Below are 24,816 nucleotides of genomic sequence, written 5' to 3' on the forward strand. Positions count from 1 at the left end.
CACTGGAAAACATTATAATTCACCCAAGAAAGGGGCTCCATGGACAACACCTTGAATGGCATTTGGACTTTTCCCCGTTATCATCAGCACGATCTCATCCAGCATTCGGTTCATGGCAATCGGTGAATACTCGTACCACGGGTTAGAGGGCAAGGAGTAGAGATATCCATGTTGAACAGCGCCAAGTCCTCTCCAAAGCGGATGATGCTGGAGAGCCAGCCAGCTTAGGCGTGTCGACTCATCCAGACAAACGAACAACAGGATTCGCTCCGGGTCATAGCTCGCGAGCTGCTCGAGCGTGATTGGCCGATTGCAAGGTTCCGTTTCCTCTTCCACAAGGGAAAGCTGCAATTCATCACACAAAAGCTCCTTCATTCCCTTGTTGTTGTAGAGATGGATGCCATCGCGATAGAGTCGAATGATCGCAAATTTATCTTGCTTGAGCATGGATTGCAGATCTGCGCGAACGGCAGCAGTCTTCGCTTCATAAAAAGCGATCCAAGAGTCACAAGCTGCTTCTTTGCCCGTGTAGCTGGCAACTTCACGTAATTGCTCTCTCCAGCCAGAAGATTGGAGGGTCAAGACGTCTATGCCATGTGCGGACAAGCATTGCCTGGTAGTCTCGGGAAGCTCTATGTGGCTAATGACAACATCCGGCTTGGAAGTCAGAAGCAGGATTTCCTGATTGTCATCGTTCCACGGTGTTTCGACCGCTTTTAGATGAACCGCGATCTGTTGCTGATACTGCTGATAGTAATAGGGGGTCCACTTCGCATCCAGGGGAGCAGCGACTGGTATAATCCCCAGTACTACTAGATGTCCCAGCAGGGAAGGGGAGTAGACGGCAATTTTGCGTTGGGATGCTCTTTCATACGTGGAAGGGGATACACCCACTTCCTTCTTAAACTTCCTACTAAAGTAAAACTCATCGCTATACCCGATTGTTTTCGCAATATCCCGCAGCTTCATATCCGTCTCGCGTAACAATCGCTTGGCGTGATTGATACGTAGACTCGTAACGTAGTCCATGACACTTTGTCCGTAAGCCTTCTTGAACGAATCTCCAAAATAGCTCGGACTTAAGTTCGCCATCGCTGCCAACGTAGTTACGTTTAACGGACGATCGAAGTTACAGATTATATAGGTGCGAACCTCGCTGAGTGACATTTGGTGACTAGGCTCGTGTTCTTTGTTATGCTTCATGAATCCATCCACCTTTTCAGGCACGTGCACAAGTTTATGATAATGATAATTATTATCTATGAATGGTGACGAAAATGATAGAGGAAGAAAAAAATAAGGCGACCGCTCCCCAGTATCGTAGGGAAGCGATCGCCGCCATTCCAATTATGGAATTACTCTTCGCCGGTAGCTACCGGATTATCCGGATACGAGCTCCAGTCACTCCAACTGCCCAAATACAATTTCACATCGGTTCGACCAGCAGCATGGAAAGCGAGCAAATTTGAGCAAGCTGTCACGCCTGAGCCGCAATAGACGATCAATTCTTTATCAGCGTACGGAGCGAGACGCTTTTGCAGCTCGTCTGCCGGAAGCATCGTCTGATCAGCACCGAGGTTGTCCTTGTAAAAAAAATTGTGCGCCCCGGGTATGTGACCTGCTTTTGCGTCGATCGGTTCGTTCTCGCCGCGGTAGCGTTCTGGCGCACGAGAATCGAGCAATACAGTGTGCTCGCTGCGGTTTTTGACATCTTCCATGTCAACCAGCATGTCGTGACGGACATGGGGGACGAACTGACGACCTTGTACATTAGGTACTTCTGCTGTTACCTCATAGCCAGCCTTTTTCCAAGCAGCGTATCCGCCGTCAAGTACAGCTACCCGATCATGACCAAGATATCGCAGCAGCCACCATAGCCGTCCTGCCATTGCCATTTCCTGATCATCGTAGGCGATGACAGTGGTGTTGGCATCGATTCCCGCATTTGAAAAATGGGCAGCTAGCAGATCCGTATCTGGTAGAGGATGACGTCCACCATGCTCACTTTTGGAGCCAGAAAGGTCACGGCTCAAATGAAAGTAGAGGGCTCCCGGGATGTGATCGTTCTCGTATTCCTCTGCACCTGCTTCAGAAGCACTTAAAGCAAAACGACAATCGACGATCACCAAATTTTCATCGTTCAGATGATCCTTGAGCCATTGAGGTGTGACAAGTGCTTGCATGAATCTCCCTACTTTCTCTTTTTTTCTTCATCATAGCAGATGGCAATCCAATCAGGTACAATAATTACGGTATTGTGGTAAGGAGAGAGGAGGAGACAAATGAAGCGTTTCATTCGCTATTTTTTAGAGGGGTTATTGTTTGTCATTCCTTTGGTAGTGACGCTTTATATTTTGTATTGGATTTTCACGACCGTGGATAACTGGTTCTATCTGCTGGTCCATAGGTGGTTTAATCTCCAAATTCCAGGACTGGGTGTCTTCTTGACCATACTCGGCATTACAATTGTAGGCTTCCTTGCATCTAATGTACTGACACGCGGAGTGCTTTCGCTCGTATCCACCGTCTTCGAGAAAGTGCCGTTTATCAAACTCATTTATACGTCCATCAAGGATTTGATCGGAGCGTTTGTAGGGGAGAAGAAGAGTTTTGACAAGCCAGTGCTCGTGACGCTATCCAAGGATGGAAATGCAAAGGCAATTGGGTTTATTACAAAGGAAAGCCTCGATTCTTTCGGTCTCACAGACCACGTAGCAGTCTATCTGCCGCAGTCGTACAATTTTGCAGGAAATCTCCTGTTGTTTCCGAGTGATCAGGTACAGCTTCTAGATACGGAAAGCTCAGAAGTCATGGCATTCCTTATATCAGGTGGGGTATCCGGAGGGCAGAAAAACGTAACCAAAAAAAGCAGCGATGCTTAAAATTATACAAACCTCCAACCCCACTAAGCTTGTGGTTTTGGAGGTTTGTTGCAAGACACCTAAACGAATTGGAGTGCCTTCTCATTTTATAAACGTTAGCTACTAAAAAATCCACTATGGCTGGAATATTTGCGACGATAGTGACGATGCCCGTATGTTCGATGCCCCATCTTCCATGAAGGCCGATGTCGGTAATCACTGCTGCTGTATTTGTGATAGCCACGTCCGGTCATTTTCCATAAGAACCGGGCGCCTTTCTTAAAGAGCACCGCCACGATGACAATCGCAACGATCAAAATAACGAAACCGATTCCCAAAATCGTGAGTAGGACTGACATCCACATCTTCTCCTTGCCAAAAAGGTCTTACCATTTTCTACGGACGACTCAACAGGAAGTTTCAATTATCCCTCGGCATTCAAATATTTCTCATAGGGCGTATAATCGATTTCTTTGGATTTCAGGTGGGCGATGAGCCATTTGTGGTCACGCTTGGGAGTTGCTACGATGTACCCCTTTACAATCAAATCTGTTGTAATGGTGGTTGCTTTCTCTTCCAGCGCAATTTGGCCGATTTTCGCTGCGATGGAACGTCTTGCAACATCACGAAACAATTGTGGCACAGGATCAACCAGTTCATTGAGCAAGGTCAGACCCTCATCTGTCCAGAGCGCCCGTGTCTGATCAATGTAATGGTCCTGCCAATCCAAGTCAGATTTTCCGTCTTGCTTGGGCATGGACTTGAGAAATTTGCGGAACATGAAATACCCGCCAATCGCCATCAAGCTTACGAGAACAATGGTCCAGCCAACGATAAACAGGGAAAACCCTGTAGACATTTCACCCATACCTTGTACACCTCATTACCAATATCCATTCATTAGTAAAAATTGTACCTTATTTTGGTTCGGGCAACAAACTTTTTGTGTTTTCCTATCCTTGGGGGTTTGCTCTTCCCAAGAACACATACAATTTAGTATGATTAGAATTAATCTTTATTGGGAGTTGACGCTCATGTTCAAGCTTGGACAACGCGTCGTCATTGTTGCCGACTCCTTCGAGCAAGGTTTGCCTTTGGGTGAATACGGTTACCTGATTGCTCGTGACCGCAATCCGGACAGCGCATTTTCTTGGGTTTTACGCATTCCAAAAATTGATAAACACATCGCCGTTGTAGAAGAGGATATCGCTTTGGAGGAGCAATTGCTGGAAGAAGAAGCTAATCGCATCTCGCATGAGGCATTACTTGACTTTGCATTGGCGACAAGGAACGAAGCACTGTTTCGACAACTGATGGGCATGGAAGATGCAGAAGAGGCAAATGACGAACCCGCGAAGGAATCAATGGAGGAATTTATCCGTAAAGTAAATATCAAAGCATGGATCTAATTGGCGATACAAGCATTTGAAACTTTTGTGAGGAAATGAAAGCGAGGCTGTTTCATGTCTGAATTTGTGACGTTTACCAATGAGTTTGGTCAAACCATCGATATGTCCCGAGAGGATTACCAGAAAAAAATAATTCCGCAAAATCTGGATAAGTACTGGGATGAAAAAGATAAGCTTCGCGATTTTGCGATGGAGTTGGTGAAGGGTCAATTTCACGAGCAAGCGGCTGTTGCTGCCGACAAGCTTCTCGAATTATACGGGCCAATTGAGTCTGCTCTCATTTTCCGTGCAGTCGTTCATATGCAGGCGAGAGAGTTTGAAAGCGCTAAAAAAATCCTGACAGATTGTCTGGAACGATTCCCGTCATCGGGTACGGCTTGCACCAATTTGGCAAAAATCTTCGCGTTTGAGGGAGATGAGCCAAAAGCGTTCGAGACCCTACATACAGGTTTGCACAAAGACCCGAATCAAGAAAATGGCTTGAACATGTTTGTCGAGAGCTTCATGCAAAGAGGGAAAAAGGATGAGCTGAAAGGGCAACTGGAGGCGCTGGCAAGTAAAGAAGGCGCTTGGAGACCACAGCTGCAACTAGCTCGTATTGCCTTGACGGAGGAGGACCTCCTGAATGCGATGAAGTGGTACACCGTAGCGATTGAAGGAGCGAAGGACCGCTTTGAGGTCGTGATGACTGTGACTGGAGAATTGGGACAAGCAGGATATGTCTATCAATTGATTCAGATTTGTGAAAAGTTCTGGACGCCGCACTTCCCGTATCCATATGCAGGCTTCAACTATGCCAATGCTCTGTTGGCGACCGATCAAATGGAAAAGGCAATTGACATCCTTCGAAACATGCAAGAGCATTTGCCAGATAACTACAAGCCCATGATCGACCACTTCCTGAATCGAGTACCTGGAGCGCTTGAAGTGGAAGCAGCCACCAAACAGAAAGTCGTCGAGAGCCAAATGGACGATCCGATGACGAAAAAGAGCAAGTGGAAGTTTTGGAAGTAAATGAATAGCTAGAGCGCCCGGCATTTCGCTGTCGGGCGTTTTTCTGTAAGAAGGGGGACTGTGCTTTGCTGCATCATCTGGAAGTGTATGTGTCCAATCTGGCGCGCTCAAAAGATTTTTGGGGTTGGTTGTTGGAGGGTGAGCTGGGTTATACGCGTTATCAGGAATGGGCCAGCGGGGTAAGTTGGAAACAGAATGGCACCTATCTGGTCTTCGTCCAGGCAGAAGAGCGATTTCTCGACATTTCGTATCACCGATGTCGTGTCGGTTTGAATCATCTGGCATTTTACGCACGGGATCGGGAACATGTGGACAAGCTACGGGAGGAAGCTGCTCGTCGTGGAATCTCCTTACTTTATCAGGAGCGGCATCCCCATGCTGGAGGAGAGGGAGATTATGCTTTGTTTTTCGAGGACCCAGATAGAATAAAGGTCGAGATCGTGGCTCCCTAACCTCCTTGGAACATATTAGTCCATGAAAAAACGGTGCAATCATCCCCGGTAGATGGTTGGCACCGTTTTTTTAGAAGCCATCTATTTGAACTGGCTGGTGAGCCGCCGCTCTATATAGGCTACGCCTTGATACATCAGGGTAGCGATGACCGCGATAATGGCTAAGCTCATCATGACCAGAGTGAAATTAAACACTTGGAAGCCGTATATGATCAAATATCCCAAGCCTTGCTGAGATACGAGAAACTCTCCGACGATGACGCCTACCCACGAAAGTCCGACATTTACCTTCAGCGTTGCGAGAAGGGTTGGAATGGTAGCGGGCAAAATGACGAGCGTGAAGATTTGCCGTTTGCTCCCTCCGAGTGTTTGCACGACTTTGACGTAATTTTGATTGACTTCCTTGAAGCTGGTGTAGACGTTGATCGTAGTGATGATAACTGAGATTGCGCATCCCATGGCTATGACGGAGAGCAAACCTGGACCAAAGCCGACGATAAAAACCGGACCGAGGGCTACCTTTGGCATACTGTTGGCAATAACCAGGTAAGGCTCTAGTACGCGGGAGAGAAAAGGGGACCACCATATGATCGTTGCCATGACGGTTCCCAGAATCGTTCCTAAGAGAAAGCCGATAATCGTTTCCCATACGGTCAAGCCGACATGTGGGAGAAGACTGCCATCTTGCAGCTGCAACCAAAATTGAGCCCAAATCTTGGAGGGATAGCTGAAGATGAGCGCATTTATGGTATTGGTTCGAGCCAACAGCTCCCATAAGCCGAGAAAAACGAGAAAGAGGAACAGTTGTGTGGCAAAGACGGAAAAGCTCATTCGCTTTTCTAGCTGCAAGTAGCGGCGGTGGACGGATTCAATTTCCTTTGGCTGCATCAGACACTACCTCCATCTCTTTCCACACGCGATGGAACAAGTCTTGGAATCCATCATGATTTCTGGCGGCAAATGGCAGAGCATCCCGGATCGGACTGGGTACGACAATTTCGCTGTTGATGCGCCCCGGGTTGCGTGAAAAGATATAGACGCGATCGCCCATCGCGATCGATTCGGAGAGATCATGTGTCACAAGGACTGCCGTTTTTTTATGCCGACGCAGTGTTGAAAAGATCAAGTCTTCGAGCTTGAGTTTCGTCTGGTAGTCCAATGCCGAAAATGGTTCGTCAAGCAACAACACATCAGGTTGACAGGCGAGTGTTCGGACGAGGGCAACCCGTTGCCGCATGCCACCTGACAGCTGCAAGGGAGAGGATTTGCGCACATCGGACAGCTCCATTTCATCCAGCAGATGCAGGGCGTACTCTTCTGTTTCCTTGTTACGAATGCCTTGGATATCGAGTCCGAGAAACACGTTGTCTTCGATGGAGCGCCAGTTGAACAAATAATCTTGCTGGAGCATGTAACCAACTTGCCTGGACGTTCCGTTTACTTTTCTTCCGTCGATCCACACCTTGCCTGCTGTCGGCTTCTCAAGCCCTGCAATGAGGGAGAGCAGCGTCGTCTTTCCGCAACCGCTGGGACCAACCAGACAAATGAATTCGCCTTCCTCCACGCGCAGGTTAATGTCTTGGACCGCCATGAACGCCCTGGTCGTGGATAAATAAAGATGGGTCACGTGGCCGAGTTCAATTTTTGCCGGCGTAGAAGAAATCTGCTTCATGAGGGCCTATTTCCCTTCTTTGGATTGGATAGCAAAAGTGGTGTTTACCAGCTTGTTGTATTCAGCGCGTTGCTTTAATTCACCAGCGGAATCCATGATATCCTGTAGCTGGTTCCATTCCTTTTCGTCCAGAATGGGATCTGTGGCATAAGACCCCTGTTCCAAGTAACGCTGGACAGCGGTTTCCAGAATCTTTGGATCGATTTGCTCGAAGTACTTGCCTATCACATCAGCCGTTTCTTTTGCACTGTGGCTGGCAACCCACTGTTGCCCTTTGTAGACCGCATTGGTAAACTTTTGGATAGCTGCTGCGTTGCTGTCGATATAGCTTTGTTTTGTCATGAAGACCGTGTAAGGAACGGTTCCGCTCTCTTTGCCAAAAGAGGCGACGACATGGCCGATTCCTTCCTGTTCAAAGCGAGAGGCTTCCGGCTCAAACAGCTGTACATACGCTCCAGTACCAGATGCGAAGGAAGACGCGATATTTTTGAATTCGATATTCTGAATGAGTTCTAGGTCGCCTTGCGGATTGATATTGTGCTTTTTGAGTACATACTCTCCAACCATTTGCGGCATGCCGCCTTTCCGTTGCCCCAAGAAGACATTGCCCTTTAGCTTGTCGAAAGTAAAGTCATTCATTTTGGTGCGGGAGACGAGGAAGGTACCGTCCGTCTGAGTAAGCTGCGCAAAATTGACAACGGGATCGGCAGCTCCTTGCTGAGAGACGTAGATGCTGGTCTCAGAGCCGACAAGCGCGACCTCGATGCCGCCAGATAACAGAGCTGACATCACTTTATCTCCGCCGGGTATGGTGGAGAGCTCCACTTCCAGCCCTTCTTCCTTGAAAAATCCTTTTTCAAGTGCGACATATTGCGGGGCGTAAAACAAAGAACGAGTCACTTCACCAATTCTTATTTTTTCGGGAGTGCTGGAGCAGCCAGTCAAAACGGCCGTCATAGCGAAAAAAGCGGCCAGCCCCAGCGCCAAAAATCGTTTCATGATTAGGAGTCCCTCCTTGCTAGGCTTTGTATGTTGTAGGCTATGCGCCCAGACAAAAAAGGGTGAATGCCTAGAGATAGAGACAGGCACATAATGAGGGAAGGCCACAAAGGAGATGGATATAGCGTGATCGTTACATTTTTAGGCACCGGATCAGGTGCACCCACTACGCGAAGAAACGTGAGTGGGATCGGCTTGCGATTTTTACAGGCAGGAAAGTGGTGGTTGTTTGACTGCGGAGAGGGGACTCAGCACCAGCTACTGCGTGCGCCGATGAAAATTAGTCAATTGGATAAAATCTTTATCACTCATCTGCATGGGGACCATCTGTACGGACTGATCGGACTGCTTGCGAGTCGATCTTTGCGCAATACCGAACCGACTCCGTTAGAGCTGTACGGACCACCAGGGCTCGACCGATATTTTCGAGGTATCATGGAGGCAAGTCCGGTTCATTTGCAATATCCATTAGAAATAAAGATCGTCAGTGAGGGCGTAATCTACGAGGACGAAGAGATCGTGGTGAGCTGCCGAATGGCGAAACATCGCGTGCCTTCGTTTGCTTATGCCGTGAAGGAAAAGGAAAAGACAGGAGCATTTCAAGTAGAGCGGGCAAAGCAGGCTGGTGTGCCGTCAGGGCCGTTATTTGGAGCCTTGAAGAGAGGAGAACAGGTCACACTCGAGGATGGTCGTGTTCTGGATGGAAAGGACTTCGTTGGAGAGCCGCAGCCAGGACGCAAAATCGTCTTCAGTGGAGATACAGAGCCGAGCCAAGCGGTTTTGGAGCTGGCAAAAGGGGCCGATTTGCTCGTCCATGAAGCGACCTACGCCCATCACGACAAGGAGCTGGCGACCAGAAGCGGACATTCCACAGCACGCGAGGCAGCTCAAATTGCCAAAGAGGCGGGCGTAAAAGAATTGTGTCTGACTCACTTCAGTCCACGTTATGAAGATGAGGACGGAGATTTTTCGATGGAGGATCTGTTGGCAGAGGCGCAGCAAATTTTCCCAGCTACCCAATTGGCTGATGATCTCGGCAGCATTTCTGTAAAGCGAGAGAGAAACGATGGGAGAAAGCCATAAACCTTGCTATAATGAATGATTACGATGGAGGAGGTGGGGGAGTAGTATGAAGCGGATTATCTTTGCTACACCAGAAGAGCTTATTCAACATTGTCAGTCGGAAGAAGTCAGCCTCGTCGTCGAATATCGAGACGATGTGAACAAGCAACGCCAGGTCATTTTGACGGGAGAGCAGCTTGCTGAGGCACAGACCTACCTGAAATTCTCCAAATCCGAAGCGTATTACCGGAAGGACGGACTTTTTTACGAAGTCATTGCAGGCTGGAAGTAAAACGGACGATTCCGTTTTGGCGTCAAATTATGAAAAAGCCGTACGGTCTGCCAGAGCCAGTTGAAAGACAATCGAGCTAATCTCCACTCCACTTGCCAGTACCTGTGTAAAAATACGGGAAAAACGGTCTTGTATAGGCGAGGGTCCAATCATCCTTGAGCATTCGCACATACAGTATGACTAGTTGCTGGCAAAGGAGGGAAAGCGAATGAGTCTGTTCAACGGAGGATTTGACGACTTTGCTTTAATACTGGTGTTGTTCGTATTGCTCGTTATCGTTGCTTGCTCTTGCGACTAACGAAAACACTAGGTAGCTTCGCCAGAAGGGAGAGCGATTTTTCGCTCTCTCTTTTGTTTTGCAAAAAAAGCTTCGCCATAGAGAGGCGAAGCAAAGGAGAGACCTATCTTATCCGAGGCGATCGTGAACTTGTTTTTTTACACTGGACATTTGCTGGTCGGATAATTTGACACCGACCGCCTTGCTGACTTTTTTAATCAGTTCGCTTAATTTCTTGTCGTCCCTCAAGTCTTTCATGGAGAAGTCTTTTGCCAGCGATCGGACATCGCCCATCGTCCATTTTTTCTTGCTTTTCTTGTTGATGGATTTCAATAAATCACGTGGATTGCCCTTCGCTTTGAGCTTGACTTTTGCCCCTGCTTTTCCTTTTGCTTTTGCCATGATGCAACGCTCCTTTCACAAGAATACGTCTGCCCTATGCAGTTATATGGAAAAGCAAGGGGGTTCGCTTGGACAGATTCACGTCGTTATTCGCCTATTTTGCTTAACGTTGTGCAATGGCCCAAACCCATAGGGGGAGCCGTGACATAGGATGAGTCAGAACGATGCATGACAGGAGGCTAGTGGGTTGAAAATTGTCAGCTTTCATCGGGATACGCCGTTTACCGAGATACTGTCAGATTTGAAAACCAAGGTTCTGACGAAAACCGAGAGACTTCCATGGCGATGCTATGATGACCTTTCTTGCTTGTGTGTCAAACAAAAGATTTTTGAGCAGCATGAGGAACTTTTTCGAAGGTACAAAGCGATGGTGGAGGAGAACATTACCGTAAGCGTCCATGCGGAAGGGGAGGATGAAATCCCGTGGGGCGTGAGATATGTCGGGGCACAGAGATTGTGGCGAAAGGGGCGTGGAGCAGGCGTCAAGGTCGCTGTCATCGATACGGGAATCTCCCGCGATCATTTTGATTTGAGGGATCAAATAAAGGGAGGCATCCAGCTTGTCCGCGGCAAACAAAATGGACACGGTACGCATGTCGCAGGGATCATCGTAGCTGAGATGAACCAAAGAGGAATTGTAGGAGTGTCTCCAGAGGCCCATTTGTATGACGTCCGTGCTTTTGATTATGATGGTCAATCATCTTTGTCGACCATTTTGCAAGCCCTGCAATGGTCGATTGCCAATAAGATGGATGTGATCAACATGAGCTTTGGTATGCCCCAATATAGCGAAGCAATGGCAAGAGCAGTTGGTCGTGCCCATCAACAAGGAATCGTACTGGTAGCTTCGGCAGGCAACGGAGGGGGAGAAGCGGAGTATCCAGCGCGGTACGATGGTGTCTTAGGGGTTAGTGCGATTGATCAAACGGGAAAATTGGCATCGTTCAGTGCGAGAGGTAAGGGCGTAAATATGAAGGCACCTGGAGTTGATATTCTGTCTACGTGGCCGGGCAATCAGTTTAAAAAGCTGAATGGTACCTCGATGGCTGCACCACATGTAGCAGGGCTAAAGGCGCTAGAAATTGGTCGCAAGCGAAAAAGAGCATAGCGATTCTACGAAAAAAACAGCTCCGAGGCTAGAAATGAAGCCAAGGAGCTGTTGCTTTTTACAAACGAATTATTGATGGATTTTGGTGTCATGGTCTTGCTGGACACGGAACCATATATTAAGATCGTTAATAACACTGGCCAATTCGTGGATCTCGCTGTTTAATTCGCAAGATCTGACGAAATTTTCTTCTTCGGACATTTGGTTGGTTTTTTCAATGATAACCTTCTCTACCCGGTGTATTTGATCTGGAATGGACGCGCGGATTTCTTCCCATTCTAGCAACATGTCCGCTCTTTCTACAGTCGAATAATCTTCCCATTCCAGATGCAGCACGGGAAGCCGTATACCTAGCCGTTCATCATGGATAAATTGATAGCGCAAAGGTGAACTCACTCCTCTCCACCTCCATCATACCAAAAATGAATCCGTACGGGGAGAGAAATACACACGAAAGGAGCAACCATGTCAAAAGGACGTCTTCTTATCGATGCGGATGCTTGTCCGCGCCAGGCACTCTTAACTGCCCAAGCATTGTGCAAGGAGCTAGACTGGATCTGTTTGACCTTTGCTAGTTATAATCATCAAATTGGCAACGCAAATCATGTGACGGTAGATGCCGGCCCACAAGCGGTAGATATGAAGCTCGCGAATGAAACGAGTTCAGGGGATGTCGTGGTGACGCAAGATATTGGTCTGGCGGCGCTCATTCTCGGGAAGAGGGCCCATGCCCTGACACCACACGGGATGGTTTTTGACCCAGAACGGATTGCGTTTCATTTGGAAGAACGAAATGAAAAAGCGAGATATCGGCGCGGAGGAGGTCGTACGAAGGGGCCTGCCGCTCGCACGCGTGAAGATGATCAGCGATTTGCGGAGTCCTTGCGCTTTTTGATGGAAAGAGGAGATCAACAATGAATCCGACAACGAGAAAAAATAGATATGTAGGCGGAGCACTTATATTTGCGGTACTTGCTACGATCATGTTTGCCCTCTATGCAGCGGGGAAAGTGGCCGGTATGGATCAAGCTGCTATTGCATTTGCGGAATCGATTCGCTCGGATATTGGGACTGCTTTTTTTCGATGGGTAACCAATCTGGGCGGAGGCATGTTCCTTGTACCAGTAGCGGTGATTATAATCGCTGTCCTATACATAAAGAAATATCGTGTAGAGGCAATGTTTGTTCTCATTTCCCTCGGTGTCAGTGAAGTTGCAAATGAGCTCTTAAAGATGTTTTTTGCCAGACCTAGACCGAGCGGCGTCAATCTGATTGAGCTGCCGGAGTCCTTTTCGTTTCCGAGTGGTCATGCGATGATTGGACCAGCCTTTTATTGCATGGTCGCATACTGGATTGCCCAATGGTTTGCGGAGAAAAGATGGTCGTCGCTCGTGCAGCCTGCGGTTTTTATTTTTGTAGCATTGCTCGCGTTCAGCCGTGTGTATTTGGGCGTTCATTATTTGAGTGATGTGCTAACCGGCTTTTTCCTGTCGATGTGCTGGTACTTTCTCCTTCGTCTTGGCTATGAAGAAAGGATGGGGAGACGAAGCACAGCCGTCGACCCCGTACCTCATTCCAGATAATCATGAAGCTAGGTGGAATACCCTAATTCACTCATTAAACTCAGCCATTTTTCTACGCTGGGTTTATTTTTTTTGTCCTTCGGCAAGACGATATACGCCGAGCGTTTGGGAGGCTTATTGCCTGTTATGATCAGTTCCTTCAAGTTACCAGCCGCAAGATCGGCTTTGACGGTAGAGCGCGTCAACAAGCTCACGCCGAGACCTTCTTTTATCAGATCGATGGCGAGCTCTGCTTTGTCTACGGTTAGCTTGGGTACATAATTACGCGGCAGTGTCTGTCTAATCCACTCGTTAAACGGAGGGCCCCAATTCATATACAGCAACGGCAGATTGCGCAGTTCGCGCGAATTGACCTGTGTAGATGCGGCAATGGGGCTCTCTGGAGAGCACACTAGGACGATTTCATCATCCCACGTTGGAATGACGTCAAAGTTGGGCAAGGATGGGGGAACGTATACGATTCCGATTTGAATCACGTTGTCCAGCAAATACTGGATGACATCGGACGAGTGGCCTGTCTTTGTGCTGATCGCAATTTGTGGATACCGATAGTGGTACTCTTTCAAGATCGGCTCGAGGGTAGAAGTCCAGATCGCATTTAAGCTGCCGATTGATAAATAGTCTTCATAAGGCTGAAGTGAAGCAACTTCATTTAGGGCTTCATGGGACAGTTTGAGGATTCTCTCTGCATACGGTAATAGGGTTAAGCCCGCTTGCGTAATTTCAACACTTCTTTTATCACGAATGAAAAGAGGTTTGCCAACTTTTTCTTCCAGTTGCTTGATTCGCATTGTCACCGTAGACTGGACTAAGTGGAGCATTTCAGCAGCCTTGGTGAAATTTTTCGTTTGGGCCAATGTGTAGAAAGCGCGTAATTGTTCGAAGTCCATACAGTTGGAATCCCTCTTATCTAAATATTTGATTACCATATACAAAAATGTTCGTTTCCCAAATTATACCCTGTTCGCTAAGCTGGGGATATCCTTATTTCATGTGGGCTATCGGGAGAGCGAGGGGTATTGGAATGAAGTGGGAATGGTGGCGAGAAACGCCCTTTTCAGTGAAGCTCTTGTTAAGTACATCTTTTATGATGAATATGGGTTTTTATGCATTAATCCCCTATCTCACTTTGTATTTGACGGGTAGCATCGGCTGGACCCTGGCGATGGCAGGGATTGTCCTGAGTGTCAGACAGTTCTCCCAGCAAGGTCTTGCCTTTTTAGGTGGTGTGATCGCGGATGCCTTCGGATACAAAGGGGCGATGTTCCTCGGATTGGGCGTACGTGCCGTTGGTTTTGCAATGTTCGCTTTTTGTACCGAGACATGGCACTTTTTTGTTGCCGCGATCCTTTCCGGTTTGGGTGGGGCGTTGTTTGAGCCTGCTTGCTCTGCTGCCTACGCCATTATTACACCTGAGGCCATTCGAAAAGAAGTATTCTCCCTTCGCAATGTGCTAGGCAATATTGCGGTTGTCGGTTCCCAAATCGTGGGGACAGCACTCTCGGCTATTGATTTTACGTACATCTCGCTGTTTGCAGGGGCCGTTTTCGGAGTGAATACCATCGTGATCTTCTTTTTCTTCCCACCGATTCGCGCCACGAATACACGGCATAGTATATGGGAAAGTATGTCTACGGTAGTGAAGGACAAGCTGTTTGTACGATATACCTTTATTTTGATGGGGTATTATTATTTGAATATGCAGGTGTTTTTAACGATTCCGCTGTTTGTTGAAAATGTTACACATAGCAAGGTGAATGTAGGGATCGTGCTTTCTGCGCTTTCGCTGTTTGTGATCTTATTTCAAATGAAAGTGACACATTTGCTGGAGGGGTATCCGCAAAGGCTTACCTTGATTGGCATCGGGACGTTGTTTATGAGCGTGGGACTATTTTTGTTCACGTTTGCCGATTCTTTGTGGCTCATTCTCTTGGATGTGTTCCTTTTTGCACTGGGTACCATGATTGCTGTCCCGAATCTAGTGGATGTCGTTCCCCGTTTTGCTCCCAAGGACTTGGTTGGCGCCTATTATGGCTTCAACGGGTATTCGATTGCCATCGGGGGTTCATTTGGACAGGTAGCGGGAGGATGGGTGTACGATGTCGGGCTGCGTTTGCAAACGCCGTGGCTGCCGTGGACCATTTGTTTGGTCATCGGGTTTTGGGTGGCCTGGATGCTACATCGCATGGAACAACAAACCGGACAAATCGGGAATGATCTAAAGAAAATAGCTCGATCGTAAATATTTTTGGGCGAAATGAAACATTTTCCATCGTTCATACGTATATAACGATAGAGATGATTGGCGCAAGAAAGTGAGGGAATTTTATGGAAGATATGAAAAAGCTGAAGCGCATGTTGCTGGTAACGAGTTCCCTTGGATTTGCAGTATTTGCCATGGTAGTCGTTACGGAAATTGTCCGAATCTCATTGTAGCATTGCCAAGCCTAACACATCGCATATAAAGCACGAAAAGCTTGCAGTTCCTTTTTGAAAGGGGGCTGCAAGCTTTTCTTTTTGATTGATTTACACTTCGAGTTTCTTTTTAAAATGGAATTGATACACGCAGATCGCAATGATCATGAACGGAACCCCGCAGTACAAGGCGATGCGCTGTTCTGGATCGAATGCCAGACTCACGAGAACGAGCAAGTTCAAGATCAAGGAAATCAAAGGCAGTATAGGGTACAAAGGTGTACGGAACTTCAGATCCTCCAGCTTGCCTCCGTTTTTCAGGTAATGGCGACGGAATGCGAGCTGCGAAGCAGAGATGGAGATCCATCCTACCTGTGCGCCGAGACCAGCGATAGACAACAGTACCATGAACACCGTATCTTCGGCAAAAATACCGGAGAGAAGAGACAAGAGAGCGATTGCAAACGTAATTAACAAAGCGTTCATCGGAATCCCTTTTCCATTTACAGCCCCAAGCTTTTTCGAAGCCATTCCTTCTTTGGACAGGGAGTAAAGCATACGAGTTGCTGCGTACAAACCAGAGTTGGCCACAGACAGAAGTGCTGTCAGGACAACGAAGTTCATAATGTCAGCTGCATAAGGAATCCCAATGCTGTCAAATACGACGACAAACGGACTTTCAATCACACCCGCCTGTTGGTGTGGAATCATCCCTGCCACAATGGCAATCGCCAGAATGAAGAACACGAGTGTACGCCAAACCGTCGTACGAATGGCCTTCGGAATCGTCTTCTCTGGATTCTCACTTTCTCCAGCCGCAATCCCGATTAGCTCGGTACCTTGGAAGGAGAAGTTCACGGTGATCATCGTCATCAGCAAGCCTGTAATTCCAAAGGGGAGAAGCGGGCTTTCTGTAAAATTGGTGAGCATTGGCGCAGGCTGACCGTTTTTCAGGTCAATGAAGCCAAACATCGCCGCTCCACCCAAGATGATGAACAAGATGATAGCGCTTACTTTAATGCTGGAAAACCAAAACTCAGATTCACCGAACGCACGAGCAGATAAAGCATTTAATAAGAAGAGCACTACACCGAAGATCGCACACCACATCCAAACAGGTGAGTCAGGGAACCAACGTTGCATCAGCAGTCCTGATGACAACAACTCTAAAGCAACGGTCACGGCCCAACCAAGCCAATACAACCAGCCTACACCAAACCCAAGTGAGGGGCTAACAAAGCGAGTCATATATGTTTGGAACGAACCGGCCACTGGCATGGCAACTGTCAGCTCGCCCAAACATAGCATAGTCAGGTACATGATAAAGCCGCCGACTAAATAGGAGAGAATGGCACCAACTGGTCCTGCCTGACTAATTGTATAACCTGATCCGAGGAATAACCCGGTTCCGATTACGCCGCCAAGAGAAATCATAAAGAGGTGTCTGCTGTTCATTGTGCGTTTCAATTGATTGTGCTGTTCCATGTTGCTTTGGGACATATAACCCTCTCCTTCACGCGAGTATGTTAAATGGATGTATGCGTTTTCAGGCGCGATAGCGATATATGCTCTGCAAGAATGATACCAAATGAAATACTTTATGAAAATATTATTTTTGAGGTATTTGCTGGCAAAAAGCGCAAAAAGATTCGGCATGTAGATGCAAAATAATTAAAAAAACGCCAAATATCTTGGCGTTTATTAAAAATGATAAGGAAAAAATTGGACTGAGAGAAAACATCTCAAGATATGAACTTGCAAGTTTTTTAGTGCAAGATTTTTAGAAGGTAACGATGAACCAATAAAGCTAGTGAGAAGAAAAAGCGCAGGGCTCGTAAACCTTGACAACGCCTACCCAGTCGGAACTTCAAAAAGGGGACCACGCTTGTCGAACACTTCTTCTTGAGAAACGTCCGCCCGTAGGGTGGCTTTGGCTCGACGGTCCCCTTTTTGAAATGGAGACGAGCAGTGAATCAACCTTGCGGGTGTGTCAGAGTCGCAGAGAACTGTGCTTTTTCTTCTCCTCCACCATGTTGACTCAAACCAGAACGTTTTTATTAGTATGTTTTATCCTTTAATCCCCAGCTTACGCAAACGATATTGCAAGCTTTGACGACTGATTTGCAATTCCTTGGCTGCTCTTGAAATATTTCCGTTATAGCGTTCCACAACATAGTGAATATATGCAGTTTCAAATTCTTGCATCGTTTCCTTCAACGGCTTTCCTTCATCCAAAAATGGCAACGTGTGAGGGGAGGGCTGCTCGATTGTTACGGGAACGGCTGGCGTCCGACGCAGAAAGTGTAAGGGCAAGTGTTCATAACGTATGGTTGATTCGTCGTCAATCATCAGATTCATGGCCCCCTCGATCAAGTGCTGAAGTTCACGCACATTGCCAGGCCAGTCATGCTGGATAAAAAATTGCAGAACCTCGTCACTGATGCTTCTTACCTCCATTTGGAACAGCTCATTGTATTTTTCGATAAAATGGCTGACCAGCATCGGAATATCTTCTTTGCGATCCCGAAGTGGGGGAAGAAATAACGTGACGACTCCGAGACGATAGTACAGATCTTTTCGCAAATGCGAATTGGCAATTGCTTCAACAGGATCTTCATTGATAGCCGCAATGATTCGTACATCAATCGTTCGATCCTTTGTGTCACCAATACGTCTAATCGACTTCTCTTGCAGAGCACGCAACAATTTTGCCTGTAGAGGCATACTAAGCGAGTTGATTTCGTCGAGAAAGAGTGTTCCGCCTTCCGCTTGCTCAAACAATCCAGGTCGCTCTACTGCCCCGGTAAATGCTCCACGAGCCGTTCCAAACAAAAGCCCTTCAATCAGGCTATCTGGAAGTGCAGCGCAGTTTTGTGAGATAAGGGGACCAGATGCACGCAGACTGGCATTATGAATGCTTTGCACAAACAGCTCTTTCCCGGCACCAGTTTCACCGACTACCAATACGGACGAGGAGGTGCGTGCTGCGCGTTTGGCATTCTCTATGACATCGAGAATAGGACCGCTTCTCCCGATAATGTGCTCGAATGTGTAGCGTGACCCGTTTTTTTGCAGCAGGTTTTCTCTGATCAATCGCTCCATTTTGGTAACATCATTTGCGATTTCCATCGCGCCGATGATCTTGCCATTTTCAATGATGGGGTACGTATTGTTGATGGTTGAAATTTCTTTTTGCTTGTCATTGAAATACGTTTGGCGTGTATTGCGAATGCTATTTCCGGTGCGTAAGCAAGTGAGCAAGGTACTTTCCTGTCCAGAAGGGAACTGAAAAACCTCTGCCAAAGGTTTGTGCAAAACGTCTTGTCTGGTCATCAATTCCAGCTCGGTCATTTTGGAATTGTAGATAATCGTTGTCCCGTCCGAATCGATGACATGTACACCTTCATTCATTCTGTCCAAAATATGTTCATAAATGCGCAAGAGAGTGTCAGCAGAAGAATTATGCGTAGAAGACGACACTGTGGGTCACCAGCCTTTCCTTATGAGGGTATCATAGCATAAAGGGAATGAGTGCAAAAACATTATGCACTGCAAAAGATTATGAATGCAAAATGCAAAATTATTTTGCTTATTAGATACGATTGGACCGACTTTGTGGGGTTTTTTTGTTTGGCATCGTTCTTGCTAGATAATTTTAGCAAGTGATCTTGAAGGAGGCTAACGACATGAGTAAAACAAACGTGGTTATTGAACAAACAGAAAAATTCGGTGCGCACAACTATCATCCGCTACCGATCGTTATTTCCAAAGCAGAAGGCGTATGGGTACACGATCCGGAGGGCAATAAATATCTGGATATGCTGAGTGCATATTCTGCGCTGAACCAAGGACATCGTCATCCACGTATCATCCAGGCTCTGAAAGATCAAGCAGATAAAGTAACGCTCACTTCCCGAGCTTTTTACAATGACCAACTGGGTGAATTCTACGAAAAGCTCTCTGCGGTGACAGGAAAAGAAATGATCCTGCCAATGAACACGGGTGCTGAAGCAGTAGAGACGGCTCTCAAAGCAGTTCGTCGCTGGGCTTATGATGTGAAAAAAGTACCAGAAAACCAAGCAGAAATCATCGTTTGTGAAGGCAACTTCCATGGTCGTACTGTCACAGTGACTTCCTTCTCCTCTGCAGAAGAGTACAGACGTGGCTTTGGACCATTCACACCTGGTTTCAAAATCATTCCTTATGGGGATATCGAAGCGCTTAAGCAAGCGATTACACCGAATACAGCAGCATTCATGCTGGAGCCAATCCAAGGCGAAGCAGGGATCATCATTCCGCAAGAGGGCTTCTTGAAGCAGGCACAAGAGGTATGTAAAGCAAACAATGTACTGTTGGTCAGCGATGAGATCCAAACAGGCTTTGGACGCACAGGTAAAATGTTTGCCAGCGATTGGGAAGATGTAGTACCAGACATGTACATCATGGGGAAAGCTCTTGGTGGAGGCGTGTTCCCGATCTCTGCAGTAGCTGCAGATAAAGAAATTTTGAGCGTATTTGAGCCAGGCTCCCACGGTTCTACCTTTGGCGGAAATCCACTCGGATGTGCAGTTGCTATCGCAGCTATGGATGTATTGGCTGACGAAGGTCTTGTACAGCGCTCCTTGGAAATGGGCGCATACTTCATGGAGAAATTGAAAGAAATCAACAACCCGATCATCAAGGAAATTCGCGGTCGTGGTCTGTTCATCGGCTTGGAACTGACTACAGCAGCTCGTCCATATTGCGAAAAACTAAAAGAACTGGGACTCCTGTGCAAAGAAACACATGAGACAACTATTCGCTTTGCACCACCACTCGTTATCAGCAAAGAAGACTTGGATTGGGCAATTGATCGCATCAAGCAAGTTCTGCACGTGACAGAATAAAAGCAACAAGATAAGCCATCCTGTGTAGGGGCTGTTGACAAAAAGGGTTAGGGACCCAATGCCCTAACCCTTTTGCCGTTTTTTCACTTATACGTCGTCGGATTGTTTTGTTTCGTAACCTGTGATTAGTTTGCTTTTATCATTCGTTTAATGTTAATTGCCATTGCAGAAAAGAGGCAGTGTTCGGATACATTTCGAATGCCTCTTTTGTATGTTTCTTTTAAGTTATGCTGCCTTTTCATTGTACCGAAGGTACCCTCGCACCATATTCTTCTTTGCCTTTGGATAACACTGTACTCTTGGCTTTGCTTCCTTGCTTGGTTGCGTTCTTTAGCCTCTTGGAATAATGGTCTTTCTATTGTTTTGCGAGATGCGGTTTGTCCAAAACATTGTTGGCGTAACTCACAGGACTTACAGTCCTTTGTTTGGGCAGCATAAATTTTGCTATAACTTTGTTTCCAACTGTGCCACTTAACATGAGTAAATTGAAGTGCCTTGCCATTCGAGCAATAATAGGCATCGTTCATTTCATCAAATGTAAATTGTACTGACCTTTCGGTCTGATCAATAACACCTTTTATCGGAGAGATATAACCGGTTATCTTTAAATTTTCTAATTCATGGTGTACTCCAGAGCGATCATACCCTTTATCTGCGCCTACTTTGCCAATATGTAAACCAAATTTCTCTTTTTGTATCTGTAATCGCTTTATAAATGGTTCGTGGTCATTCACATTAGCAGCCGTAACGTGTATATCAGTTATGATTCCATGCTTAACGTCCACACTGGTATGCGCTAAATAGTGAAATCCCTTGGGTTTATTAGGACGGTTCAATAAACCTGACTCCGGGTCTGTTGTGCTCTGTTTTACTTCCTTCTCAGGAGGAGAGGTTTTAGGTTTTCTTCCTCGTTTTTTCCTAGTGGGATCGTTATCTCTGTCTTTTTTAATTCTCCGTGCTTCCTTTTCTAGCTCTTCAAGGTACTCAGTAGGCTTTTTCTCCACTAAAACTTTTTCTGACCTATTAATCGATGCATTCGCTTTGATGTGAGTAGAATCAACAACAATTATTTCCCCAGTAACTAAACCAGTTCGAATACATTCCGAGACGATGTGATCGAAGATCTCCTGAAAAATATGACTTTCTTTAAATCTACGACGGCGGTTCTGGCTCAGTGTGGAATGATCGGGAACAGTGTCAGTTAAGTCCAATCCTAAAAACCATCGATAGGCCAAATTCACTTGGATTTCTTGTTCCAACTTCCTTTCGGAAGGGATGCCATAAAGATACCCGATAAGGATCATTTTCATTAACAAAACTGGATCAACTGAGCGACGACCTACAGGCGAGTATAAGTGTTGCACTTTCTCATAGATAAAAGAAAAATCAATCTTATTACGAACAACACGTAAAAAATGATTCTCGGGTACAAGATCATCCAAATTTAAGAACATAAACTGGTGCTGTTTGTCTCCATCGATTCCCATCATGAGATAGCCCTCCAAAATAAAAAGAACCGTATAGAAATGATTTCTACACGATTCCCAGAAACCCCTATCTCTACGGCAATTTGTCAACAGCCCCGTGTAGGGTGGCTTTTTTTATGTGGGGTCATTATGACAGAATAGTCGCATCATTCGTTCGACAAATTTCGACTGACTGTGGATAAAAGGAAAAAAACAATCCACAAAGGAAATGCTTGGATGCTTATGAGTTACGCACAATTTGCCCACATGTTACCAACAAGATGTCCACATTGCTTGTGGATATCCGAACGGTTGTTCGATACAAACCTATCTGGTACAATGGGCTCATATTAGAGATGGAGGTGAGCAAAGGTGAAATACTTAAGCGACCAAATGTTGATAGAAGTATATCATCGAGCTGTCGACCTTCAACTAGATGCAGCTTTTATCGAATTGCTTCGCGAAGAACTACAGCATCGGAATATCCGTATCACGCAGTTCAGCGCCTAAGAGCAAAATCATCACACATACGTAACATATGGCAAAAGCCATCCTCTTTTTTCGAAGGAGGATGGCTTTTGTTATCTTACGCTTGCTCCGTGATAAACTCAAAAGCAGTAATTCCTTTAATCGGTTCTTCTTTGGCAAGCAACACTTCCGGCAAATAAAAATACACAGGACCGTCCTCTTTAATAGGCCTGCCGTCTTTGGAGAATTGGAGGATGGCTCTTCTTGCCTCTGCAAGTGGAAGAACGATCGCTTCCTGATCCTCGCGGTGAAGGCGGACATGAGTCACCTCTGGTAGGGGCTCAGCATTTGTAATGAAGGGATCAAGACGGATTCCATACTCGCCTTCGAGCACTTTACGTTCTTCGGCTAAGCTTTTTCTCTCAGAAGGAAGCGTAGCCCCTTCGCGTAACTCCTTATCCCACTGCGTTCCCGTGCCAGCCAAATACTTTGCTTGCGTAGCCAGTGAGCTATCATCTTCGCCTGAGTATGTTTTCAGATCGAATTTGCGTTCATCAAAAACCCAAACGGTTGGATCCAATGTAATAGGGAAAGAAATGGCCCCTTTGAACACGATAACATCAGACATACGTCATTCCTCCGTGGTCATTCATAATCAATCTCTATATTACTATAGACTCGTAAATGACAGCAATTATCTAAAAAGCGAAAAATTCTTAAAATAGTCTAAAAATTATTGACATGCTTTTTATAGATTATATAATCATAAAAGCTGGGGGCAGAGATAAGGCATTGTGTACAAGCCTTTCCATTTTTGAAAGGGCTTTCATGAAAGCGTTAACAGCCACATCATTCACCCGAGGATGGTTGCAAGGTCGCAGAAAGATTCAGGGAATTCAAACGATTTAGGGGGCAAAACGATGGCAAAAGGCACGAATGTGCAAGCGGATCTGTTGAAGCAAAAAGGTATCCTAAAGTGGATTGAAACGGTAGGGAATAAGCTCCCGCACCCATTTGTATTGTTCATTATTTTGTGTGGCGTATTGATGGTAGTCTCAGCAATCCTCGCAGCGATGGATTTTTCGGTTATACATCCTGCAAAAGGCGAAGAGGTTGCCGTTAAGAGCTTGCTTAGCGTCGAAGGTATTCACTGGATTTTAACGAGTATGCTGAAAAACTTTATTGAATTTCCAGCACTTGGTCTCGTTCTGGCGATGACGCTTGGAATTGGACTGGCAGAAAAAATCGGCCTTTTGACGACAGTTCTACGCAAATTGATGGCAGGCATTCCGGCAGCGGTTGTCAGTTATGCCATTGTCTTTGTCGGTATTTTAGGAAATCTTGCTTCTGATGCAGCCATGGTTATTATTCCTCCGCTTGGCGGTCTCGTGTTTTTGGCAATGGGGCGTCACCCGATTGCTGGCTTTGCAGCTGGTATGGCGGGTGTATCCTCCGGTTTTACAGCGAACTTTTTCATAGCCGGTACAGATGCTCTCTTGGCAGGGATCAGTACAGAAGTAGCGAAAACGATTGATCCAAATGCAATGGTTACACCGGTAGATAACTGGTTCTTCATGTCAGCTTCCGTTGTGATCCTTGCTTTCTTTGGAGGATGGATTACCGATAAAATGATCGAACCACGTCTTGGTACGTATCACGGAGATCGAAACGTACAATTCGAAGAAGTAACTCCGCAAGAAAACAAAGCACTGCGCAAAGCTGGCCTCGCAGCGTTGATTTTCGTAGTCATAGTAGGATTACTGGTCGTTCCAGAAGGTTCCCTGCTACGCGATCCAAAGACAGGTGACTTCTTGACCTCACCATTTTTGAAAGGGATTATTCCCATCATCCTGCTGTTCTTCGTGACCGTATCGTTCGTGTACGGTAGAGCAATGGGACTGATTAAAACATCGAAGGACATTCCGCATTACATGTCCGAAGCCATCAAGGATATGTCCGGCTTTATTGTGTTAGCGTTTACAGCAGCACAGTTCATCGCGTTCTTTAACTGGAGCAATATTGGGATTTTGATGGCTGTCAATGGTGCAGAATACATGACAAGCATGGGCCTGACAGGCTTGCCAATCATTATTGCCTTCACACTTTTCACAGGTATCTGTAGCTTGTTTATCACGAGTGGTTCAGCGCTGTGGGCGATCCTGGCACCTGTATTCATGCCAATGCTGATGCTGTTGGATTACAATCCGGCGTTTATCCAAGTCGCTTATCGGATTGCAGACTCTGCAACCAATACGATCTCACCTGTGAATCCGTACATCCCGCTCTTCCTGGCTTTCTATCAGAAGTACAATAAGAATGCAGGGATGGGAACGATTTTCTCTACCATGACGCCATTTGCGATCGTTTTCTTGGTTGTATGGATCCTGCAATTGACAGCATGGTACTTCCTGGATCTCCCGTTCGGTCCCGGTGTATACGCTCGCTAATAG

28 protein-coding genes are annotated in these 24,816 nt (G+C 46.4%); 14 read left to right on the forward strand and 14 right to left on the reverse strand.

The window, feature by feature from the left end; translation table 11 throughout:
- Window positions 1–12: 12 nt before the first annotated feature.
- Window positions 13–1,203, reverse strand: coding sequence for a helix-turn-helix domain-containing protein (locus ACUUHJ_RS12260; protein ID WP_289677505.1), 1,191 nt, complete (start codon window positions 1,201–1,203; stop codon window positions 13–15).
- A gap of 152 nt (window positions 1,204–1,355) precedes the next feature.
- Window positions 1,356–2,183 carry a sulfurtransferase gene (locus tag ACUUHJ_RS12265; RefSeq protein ID WP_472299007.1) on the reverse strand — a complete coding sequence of 276 codons (828 nt, stop codon included), beginning with the start codon at window positions 2,181–2,183 and terminating at the stop codon, window positions 1,356–1,358.
- Between the two features lie 99 nt (window positions 2,184–2,282).
- Between ACUUHJ_RS12265 and ACUUHJ_RS12270 the strand changes: the two genes are divergently transcribed.
- Window positions 2,283–2,882 (forward strand): DUF502 domain-containing protein, encoded by a 600-nt coding sequence (locus tag ACUUHJ_RS12270; RefSeq protein WP_472299008.1) that lies wholly within the window; start codon window positions 2,283–2,285, stop codon window positions 2,880–2,882.
- A gap of 95 nt (window positions 2,883–2,977) precedes the next feature.
- On the opposite strand, the gene ACUUHJ_RS12275 is transcribed toward ACUUHJ_RS12270, so the two are convergent.
- On the reverse strand, window positions 2,978–3,220 hold the full coding sequence (locus ACUUHJ_RS12275) for a hypothetical protein (protein WP_041749375.1): 243 nt from the start codon (window positions 3,218–3,220) through the stop codon (window positions 2,978–2,980).
- A 65-nt stretch (window positions 3,221–3,285) separates the two neighbouring features.
- The gene (locus ACUUHJ_RS12280) at window positions 3,286–3,729 is read right to left on the reverse strand and encodes a DUF2621 domain-containing protein (protein ID WP_012685927.1); all 444 of its coding nucleotides are present in this window, start codon (window positions 3,727–3,729) and stop codon (window positions 3,286–3,288) included.
- A gap of 166 nt (window positions 3,730–3,895) precedes the next feature.
- Here ACUUHJ_RS12280 and ACUUHJ_RS12285 point away from each other — a divergent pair, with 166 nt between their 5' ends.
- The 3 genes from ACUUHJ_RS12285 to ACUUHJ_RS12295 all read left to right on the forward strand — a co-directional run bounded on the left by ACUUHJ_RS12285 (window position 3,896) and on the right by ACUUHJ_RS12295 (window position 5,736).
- Window positions 3,896–4,270: a hypothetical protein gene (locus ACUUHJ_RS12285; protein WP_012685928.1), complete on the forward strand. Its 375-nt coding sequence runs from the start codon at window positions 3,896–3,898 to the stop codon at window positions 4,268–4,270.
- Window positions 4,271–4,324: 54 nt separating this feature from the next.
- A complete protein-coding gene (locus tag ACUUHJ_RS12290; protein WP_472299009.1) occupies window positions 4,325–5,284 on the forward strand; it encodes a tetratricopeptide repeat protein in 960 nt (319 codons plus the stop codon).
- Between the two features lie 65 nt (window positions 5,285–5,349).
- Window positions 5,350–5,736 carry a VOC family protein gene (locus ACUUHJ_RS12295; RefSeq protein ID WP_472299010.1) on the forward strand — a complete coding sequence of 129 codons (387 nt, stop codon included), beginning with the start codon at window positions 5,350–5,352 and terminating at the stop codon, window positions 5,734–5,736.
- Between the two features lie 81 nt (window positions 5,737–5,817).
- Here ACUUHJ_RS12295 and ACUUHJ_RS12300 read toward each other — a convergent pair whose 3' ends face one another.
- The 3 genes from ACUUHJ_RS12300 to ACUUHJ_RS12310 are packed head-to-tail and all read right to left on the reverse strand — an operon-like array spanning window position 5,818 to window position 8,407.
- Complete coding sequence (locus ACUUHJ_RS12300; protein WP_188067941.1) at window positions 5,818–6,624, reverse strand: ABC transporter permease; 807 nt, start codon at window positions 6,622–6,624, stop codon at window positions 5,818–5,820.
- Window positions 6,605–7,408, reverse strand: coding sequence for an ABC transporter ATP-binding protein (locus ACUUHJ_RS12305; protein ID WP_472299011.1), 804 nt, complete (start codon window positions 7,406–7,408; stop codon window positions 6,605–6,607). Before ACUUHJ_RS12305 ends, ACUUHJ_RS12300 begins: the two co-directional genes overlap by 20 nt.
- Window positions 7,409–7,414: 6 nt before the next feature.
- Window positions 7,415–8,407 carry an ABC transporter substrate-binding protein gene (locus ACUUHJ_RS12310; protein ID WP_289677511.1) on the reverse strand — a complete coding sequence of 331 codons (993 nt, stop codon included), beginning with the start codon at window positions 8,405–8,407 and terminating at the stop codon, window positions 7,415–7,417.
- A gap of 126 nt (window positions 8,408–8,533) precedes the next feature.
- Between ACUUHJ_RS12310 and rnz the strand changes: the two genes are divergently transcribed.
- From rnz to ACUUHJ_RS12325, 3 genes are all read left to right on the forward strand, one after another.
- Window positions 8,534–9,490 (forward strand): ribonuclease Z, encoded by a 957-nt coding sequence (gene rnz, locus ACUUHJ_RS12315; RefSeq protein ID WP_472299012.1) that lies wholly within the window; start codon window positions 8,534–8,536, stop codon window positions 9,488–9,490.
- Between the two features lie 46 nt (window positions 9,491–9,536).
- Window positions 9,537–9,761 carry a hypothetical protein gene (locus tag ACUUHJ_RS12320; RefSeq protein ID WP_289677512.1) on the forward strand — a complete coding sequence of 75 codons (225 nt, stop codon included), beginning with the start codon at window positions 9,537–9,539 and terminating at the stop codon, window positions 9,759–9,761.
- Between the two features lie 208 nt (window positions 9,762–9,969).
- Complete coding sequence (locus ACUUHJ_RS12325) at window positions 9,970–10,059, forward strand: YjcZ family sporulation protein (RefSeq protein WP_100169674.1); 90 nt, start codon at window positions 9,970–9,972, stop codon at window positions 10,057–10,059.
- 108 nt (window positions 10,060–10,167) lie between these two features.
- Here the strand turns inward: ACUUHJ_RS12325 and ACUUHJ_RS12330 are convergent, their stop codons facing one another.
- Complete coding sequence (locus ACUUHJ_RS12330; RefSeq protein WP_012685940.1) at window positions 10,168–10,440, reverse strand: stage VI sporulation protein F; 273 nt, start codon at window positions 10,438–10,440, stop codon at window positions 10,168–10,170.
- 187 nt (window positions 10,441–10,627) lie between these two features.
- Here ACUUHJ_RS12330 and ACUUHJ_RS12335 point away from each other — a divergent pair, with 187 nt between their 5' ends.
- Complete coding sequence (locus ACUUHJ_RS12335; protein WP_289677513.1) at window positions 10,628–11,548, forward strand: S8 family peptidase; 921 nt, start codon at window positions 10,628–10,630, stop codon at window positions 11,546–11,548.
- A 69-nt stretch (window positions 11,549–11,617) separates the two neighbouring features.
- Here the strand turns inward: ACUUHJ_RS12335 and ACUUHJ_RS12340 are convergent, their stop codons facing one another.
- Entirely contained in the window at window positions 11,618–11,944 is a 327-nt protein-coding gene (locus ACUUHJ_RS12340) for a hypothetical protein (protein ID WP_172137704.1), read from the reverse strand.
- A 69-nt stretch (window positions 11,945–12,013) separates the two neighbouring features.
- Between ACUUHJ_RS12340 and ACUUHJ_RS12345 the strand changes: the two genes are divergently transcribed.
- Window positions 12,014–12,466 carry a YaiI/YqxD family protein gene (locus ACUUHJ_RS12345; RefSeq protein WP_472299013.1) on the forward strand — a complete coding sequence of 151 codons (453 nt, stop codon included), beginning with the start codon at window positions 12,014–12,016 and terminating at the stop codon, window positions 12,464–12,466.
- Window positions 12,463–13,131: a phosphatase PAP2 family protein gene (locus ACUUHJ_RS12350; protein ID WP_472299014.1), complete on the forward strand. Its 669-nt coding sequence runs from the start codon at window positions 12,463–12,465 to the stop codon at window positions 13,129–13,131. Before ACUUHJ_RS12345 ends, ACUUHJ_RS12350 begins: the two co-directional genes overlap by 4 nt.
- A gap of 8 nt (window positions 13,132–13,139) precedes the next feature.
- Here ACUUHJ_RS12350 and ACUUHJ_RS12355 read toward each other — a convergent pair whose 3' ends face one another.
- On the reverse strand, window positions 13,140–14,021 hold the full coding sequence (locus ACUUHJ_RS12355) for a LysR family transcriptional regulator (protein WP_289677516.1): 882 nt from the start codon (window positions 14,019–14,021) through the stop codon (window positions 13,140–13,142).
- Between the two features lie 134 nt (window positions 14,022–14,155).
- Between ACUUHJ_RS12355 and ACUUHJ_RS12360 the strand changes: the two genes are divergently transcribed.
- A complete protein-coding gene (locus ACUUHJ_RS12360; protein WP_472299015.1) occupies window positions 14,156–15,373 on the forward strand; it encodes an MDR family MFS transporter in 1,218 nt (405 codons plus the stop codon).
- A gap of 284 nt (window positions 15,374–15,657) precedes the next feature.
- On the opposite strand, the gene ACUUHJ_RS12365 is transcribed toward ACUUHJ_RS12360, so the two are convergent.
- Both ACUUHJ_RS12365 and ACUUHJ_RS12370 read right to left on the reverse strand, forming a co-directional pair.
- On the reverse strand, window positions 15,658–17,046 hold the full coding sequence (locus ACUUHJ_RS12365; protein WP_472299016.1) for an amino acid permease: 1,389 nt from the start codon (window positions 17,044–17,046) through the stop codon (window positions 15,658–15,660).
- Window positions 17,047–17,613: 567 nt separating this feature from the next.
- Window positions 17,614–19,026 carry a sigma-54 interaction domain-containing protein gene (locus ACUUHJ_RS12370; RefSeq protein WP_472299017.1) on the reverse strand — a complete coding sequence of 471 codons (1,413 nt, stop codon included), beginning with the start codon at window positions 19,024–19,026 and terminating at the stop codon, window positions 17,614–17,616.
- Window positions 19,027–19,232: 206 nt separating this feature from the next.
- Between ACUUHJ_RS12370 and ACUUHJ_RS12375 the strand changes: the two genes are divergently transcribed.
- Entirely contained in the window at window positions 19,233–20,432 is a 1,200-nt protein-coding gene (locus ACUUHJ_RS12375; RefSeq protein ID WP_289677520.1) for an ornithine--oxo-acid transaminase, read from the forward strand.
- Between the two features lie 125 nt (window positions 20,433–20,557).
- Here ACUUHJ_RS12375 and ACUUHJ_RS12380 read toward each other — a convergent pair whose 3' ends face one another.
- Window positions 20,558–21,922: an IS1182 family transposase gene (locus ACUUHJ_RS12380; protein ID WP_472298067.1), complete on the reverse strand. Its 1,365-nt coding sequence runs from the start codon at window positions 21,920–21,922 to the stop codon at window positions 20,558–20,560.
- A gap of 348 nt (window positions 21,923–22,270) precedes the next feature.
- Here ACUUHJ_RS12380 and sda point away from each other — a divergent pair, with 348 nt between their 5' ends.
- A complete protein-coding gene (sda, locus tag ACUUHJ_RS12385; protein ID WP_007725857.1) occupies window positions 22,271–22,408 on the forward strand; it encodes a sporulation histidine kinase inhibitor Sda in 138 nt (45 codons plus the stop codon).
- Window positions 22,409–22,484: 76 nt separating this feature from the next.
- Here sda and ACUUHJ_RS12390 read toward each other — a convergent pair whose 3' ends face one another.
- Window positions 22,485–22,994 carry a hypothetical protein gene (locus tag ACUUHJ_RS12390; RefSeq protein ID WP_472299018.1) on the reverse strand — a complete coding sequence of 170 codons (510 nt, stop codon included), beginning with the start codon at window positions 22,992–22,994 and terminating at the stop codon, window positions 22,485–22,487.
- Window positions 22,995–23,286: 292 nt separating this feature from the next.
- On the opposite strand from ACUUHJ_RS12390, the gene ACUUHJ_RS12395 reads away from it, so the two are divergent.
- The gene (locus ACUUHJ_RS12395; protein ID WP_289677524.1) at window positions 23,287–24,813 is read left to right on the forward strand and encodes an AbgT family transporter; all 1,527 of its coding nucleotides are present in this window, start codon (window positions 23,287–23,289) and stop codon (window positions 24,811–24,813) included.
- Window positions 24,814–24,816: the final 3 nt, after the last annotated feature.

The sequence above is a fragment of the Brevibacillus schisleri genome (assembly GCF_055685845.1).

What these genes read in the sequence shown, in the direction of transcription:
- ACUUHJ_RS12260 (WP_289677505.1), bottom strand. Translation starts at nt 1,203, where the DNA reads ATGAAGCATAACAAAGAACACGAGCCTAGTCACCAAATGTCACTCAGC.
- ACUUHJ_RS12265 (WP_472299007.1), bottom strand. Translation starts at nt 2,183, where the DNA reads ATGCAAGCACTTGTCACACCTCAATGGCTCAAGGATCATCTGAACGAT.
- ACUUHJ_RS12270 (WP_472299008.1), top strand. Translation starts at nt 2,283, where the DNA reads ATGAAGCGTTTCATTCGCTATTTTTTAGAGGGGTTATTGTTTGTCATT.
- ACUUHJ_RS12275 (WP_041749375.1), bottom strand. Translation starts at nt 3,220, where the DNA reads ATGTCAGTCCTACTCACGATTTTGGGAATCGGTTTCGTTATTTTGATC.
- ACUUHJ_RS12280 (WP_012685927.1), bottom strand. Translation starts at nt 3,729, where the DNA reads ATGGGTGAAATGTCTACAGGGTTTTCCCTGTTTATCGTTGGCTGGACC.
- ACUUHJ_RS12285 (WP_012685928.1), top strand. Translation starts at nt 3,896, where the DNA reads ATGTTCAAGCTTGGACAACGCGTCGTCATTGTTGCCGACTCCTTCGAG.
- ACUUHJ_RS12290 (WP_472299009.1), top strand. Translation starts at nt 4,325, where the DNA reads ATGTCTGAATTTGTGACGTTTACCAATGAGTTTGGTCAAACCATCGAT.
- ACUUHJ_RS12300 (WP_188067941.1), bottom strand. Translation starts at nt 6,624, where the DNA reads ATGCAGCCAAAGGAAATTGAATCCGTCCACCGCCGCTACTTGCAGCTA.
- ACUUHJ_RS12305 (WP_472299011.1), bottom strand. Translation starts at nt 7,408, where the DNA reads ATGAAGCAGATTTCTTCTACGCCGGCAAAAATTGAACTCGGCCACGTG.
- ACUUHJ_RS12310 (WP_289677511.1), bottom strand. Translation starts at nt 8,407, where the DNA reads ATGAAACGATTTTTGGCGCTGGGGCTGGCCGCTTTTTTCGCTATGACG.
- ACUUHJ_RS12320 (WP_289677512.1), top strand. Translation starts at nt 9,537, where the DNA reads ATGAAGCGGATTATCTTTGCTACACCAGAAGAGCTTATTCAACATTGT.
- ACUUHJ_RS12325 (WP_100169674.1), top strand. Translation starts at nt 9,970, where the DNA reads ATGAGTCTGTTCAACGGAGGATTTGACGACTTTGCTTTAATACTGGTG.
- ACUUHJ_RS12330 (WP_012685940.1), bottom strand. Translation starts at nt 10,440, where the DNA reads ATGGCAAAAGCAAAAGGAAAAGCAGGGGCAAAAGTCAAGCTCAAAGCG.
- ACUUHJ_RS12345 (WP_472299013.1), top strand. Translation starts at nt 12,014, where the DNA reads ATGTCAAAAGGACGTCTTCTTATCGATGCGGATGCTTGTCCGCGCCAG.
- ACUUHJ_RS12350 (WP_472299014.1), top strand. Translation starts at nt 12,463, where the DNA reads ATGAATCCGACAACGAGAAAAAATAGATATGTAGGCGGAGCACTTATA.
- ACUUHJ_RS12355 (WP_289677516.1), bottom strand. Translation starts at nt 14,021, where the DNA reads ATGGACTTCGAACAATTACGCGCTTTCTACACATTGGCCCAAACGAAA.
- ACUUHJ_RS12360 (WP_472299015.1), top strand. Translation starts at nt 14,156, where the DNA reads ATGAAGTGGGAATGGTGGCGAGAAACGCCCTTTTCAGTGAAGCTCTTG.
- ACUUHJ_RS12365 (WP_472299016.1), bottom strand. Translation starts at nt 17,046, where the DNA reads ATGTCCCAAAGCAACATGGAACAGCACAATCAATTGAAACGCACAATG.
- ACUUHJ_RS12375 (WP_289677520.1), top strand. Translation starts at nt 19,233, where the DNA reads ATGAGTAAAACAAACGTGGTTATTGAACAAACAGAAAAATTCGGTGCG.
- ACUUHJ_RS12380 (WP_472298067.1), bottom strand. Translation starts at nt 21,922, where the DNA reads ATGATGGGAATCGATGGAGACAAACAGCACCAGTTTATGTTCTTAAAT.
- ACUUHJ_RS12390 (WP_472299018.1), bottom strand. Translation starts at nt 22,994, where the DNA reads ATGTCTGATGTTATCGTGTTCAAAGGGGCCATTTCTTTCCCTATTACA.
- ACUUHJ_RS12395 (WP_289677524.1), top strand. Translation starts at nt 23,287, where the DNA reads ATGGCAAAAGGCACGAATGTGCAAGCGGATCTGTTGAAGCAAAAAGGT.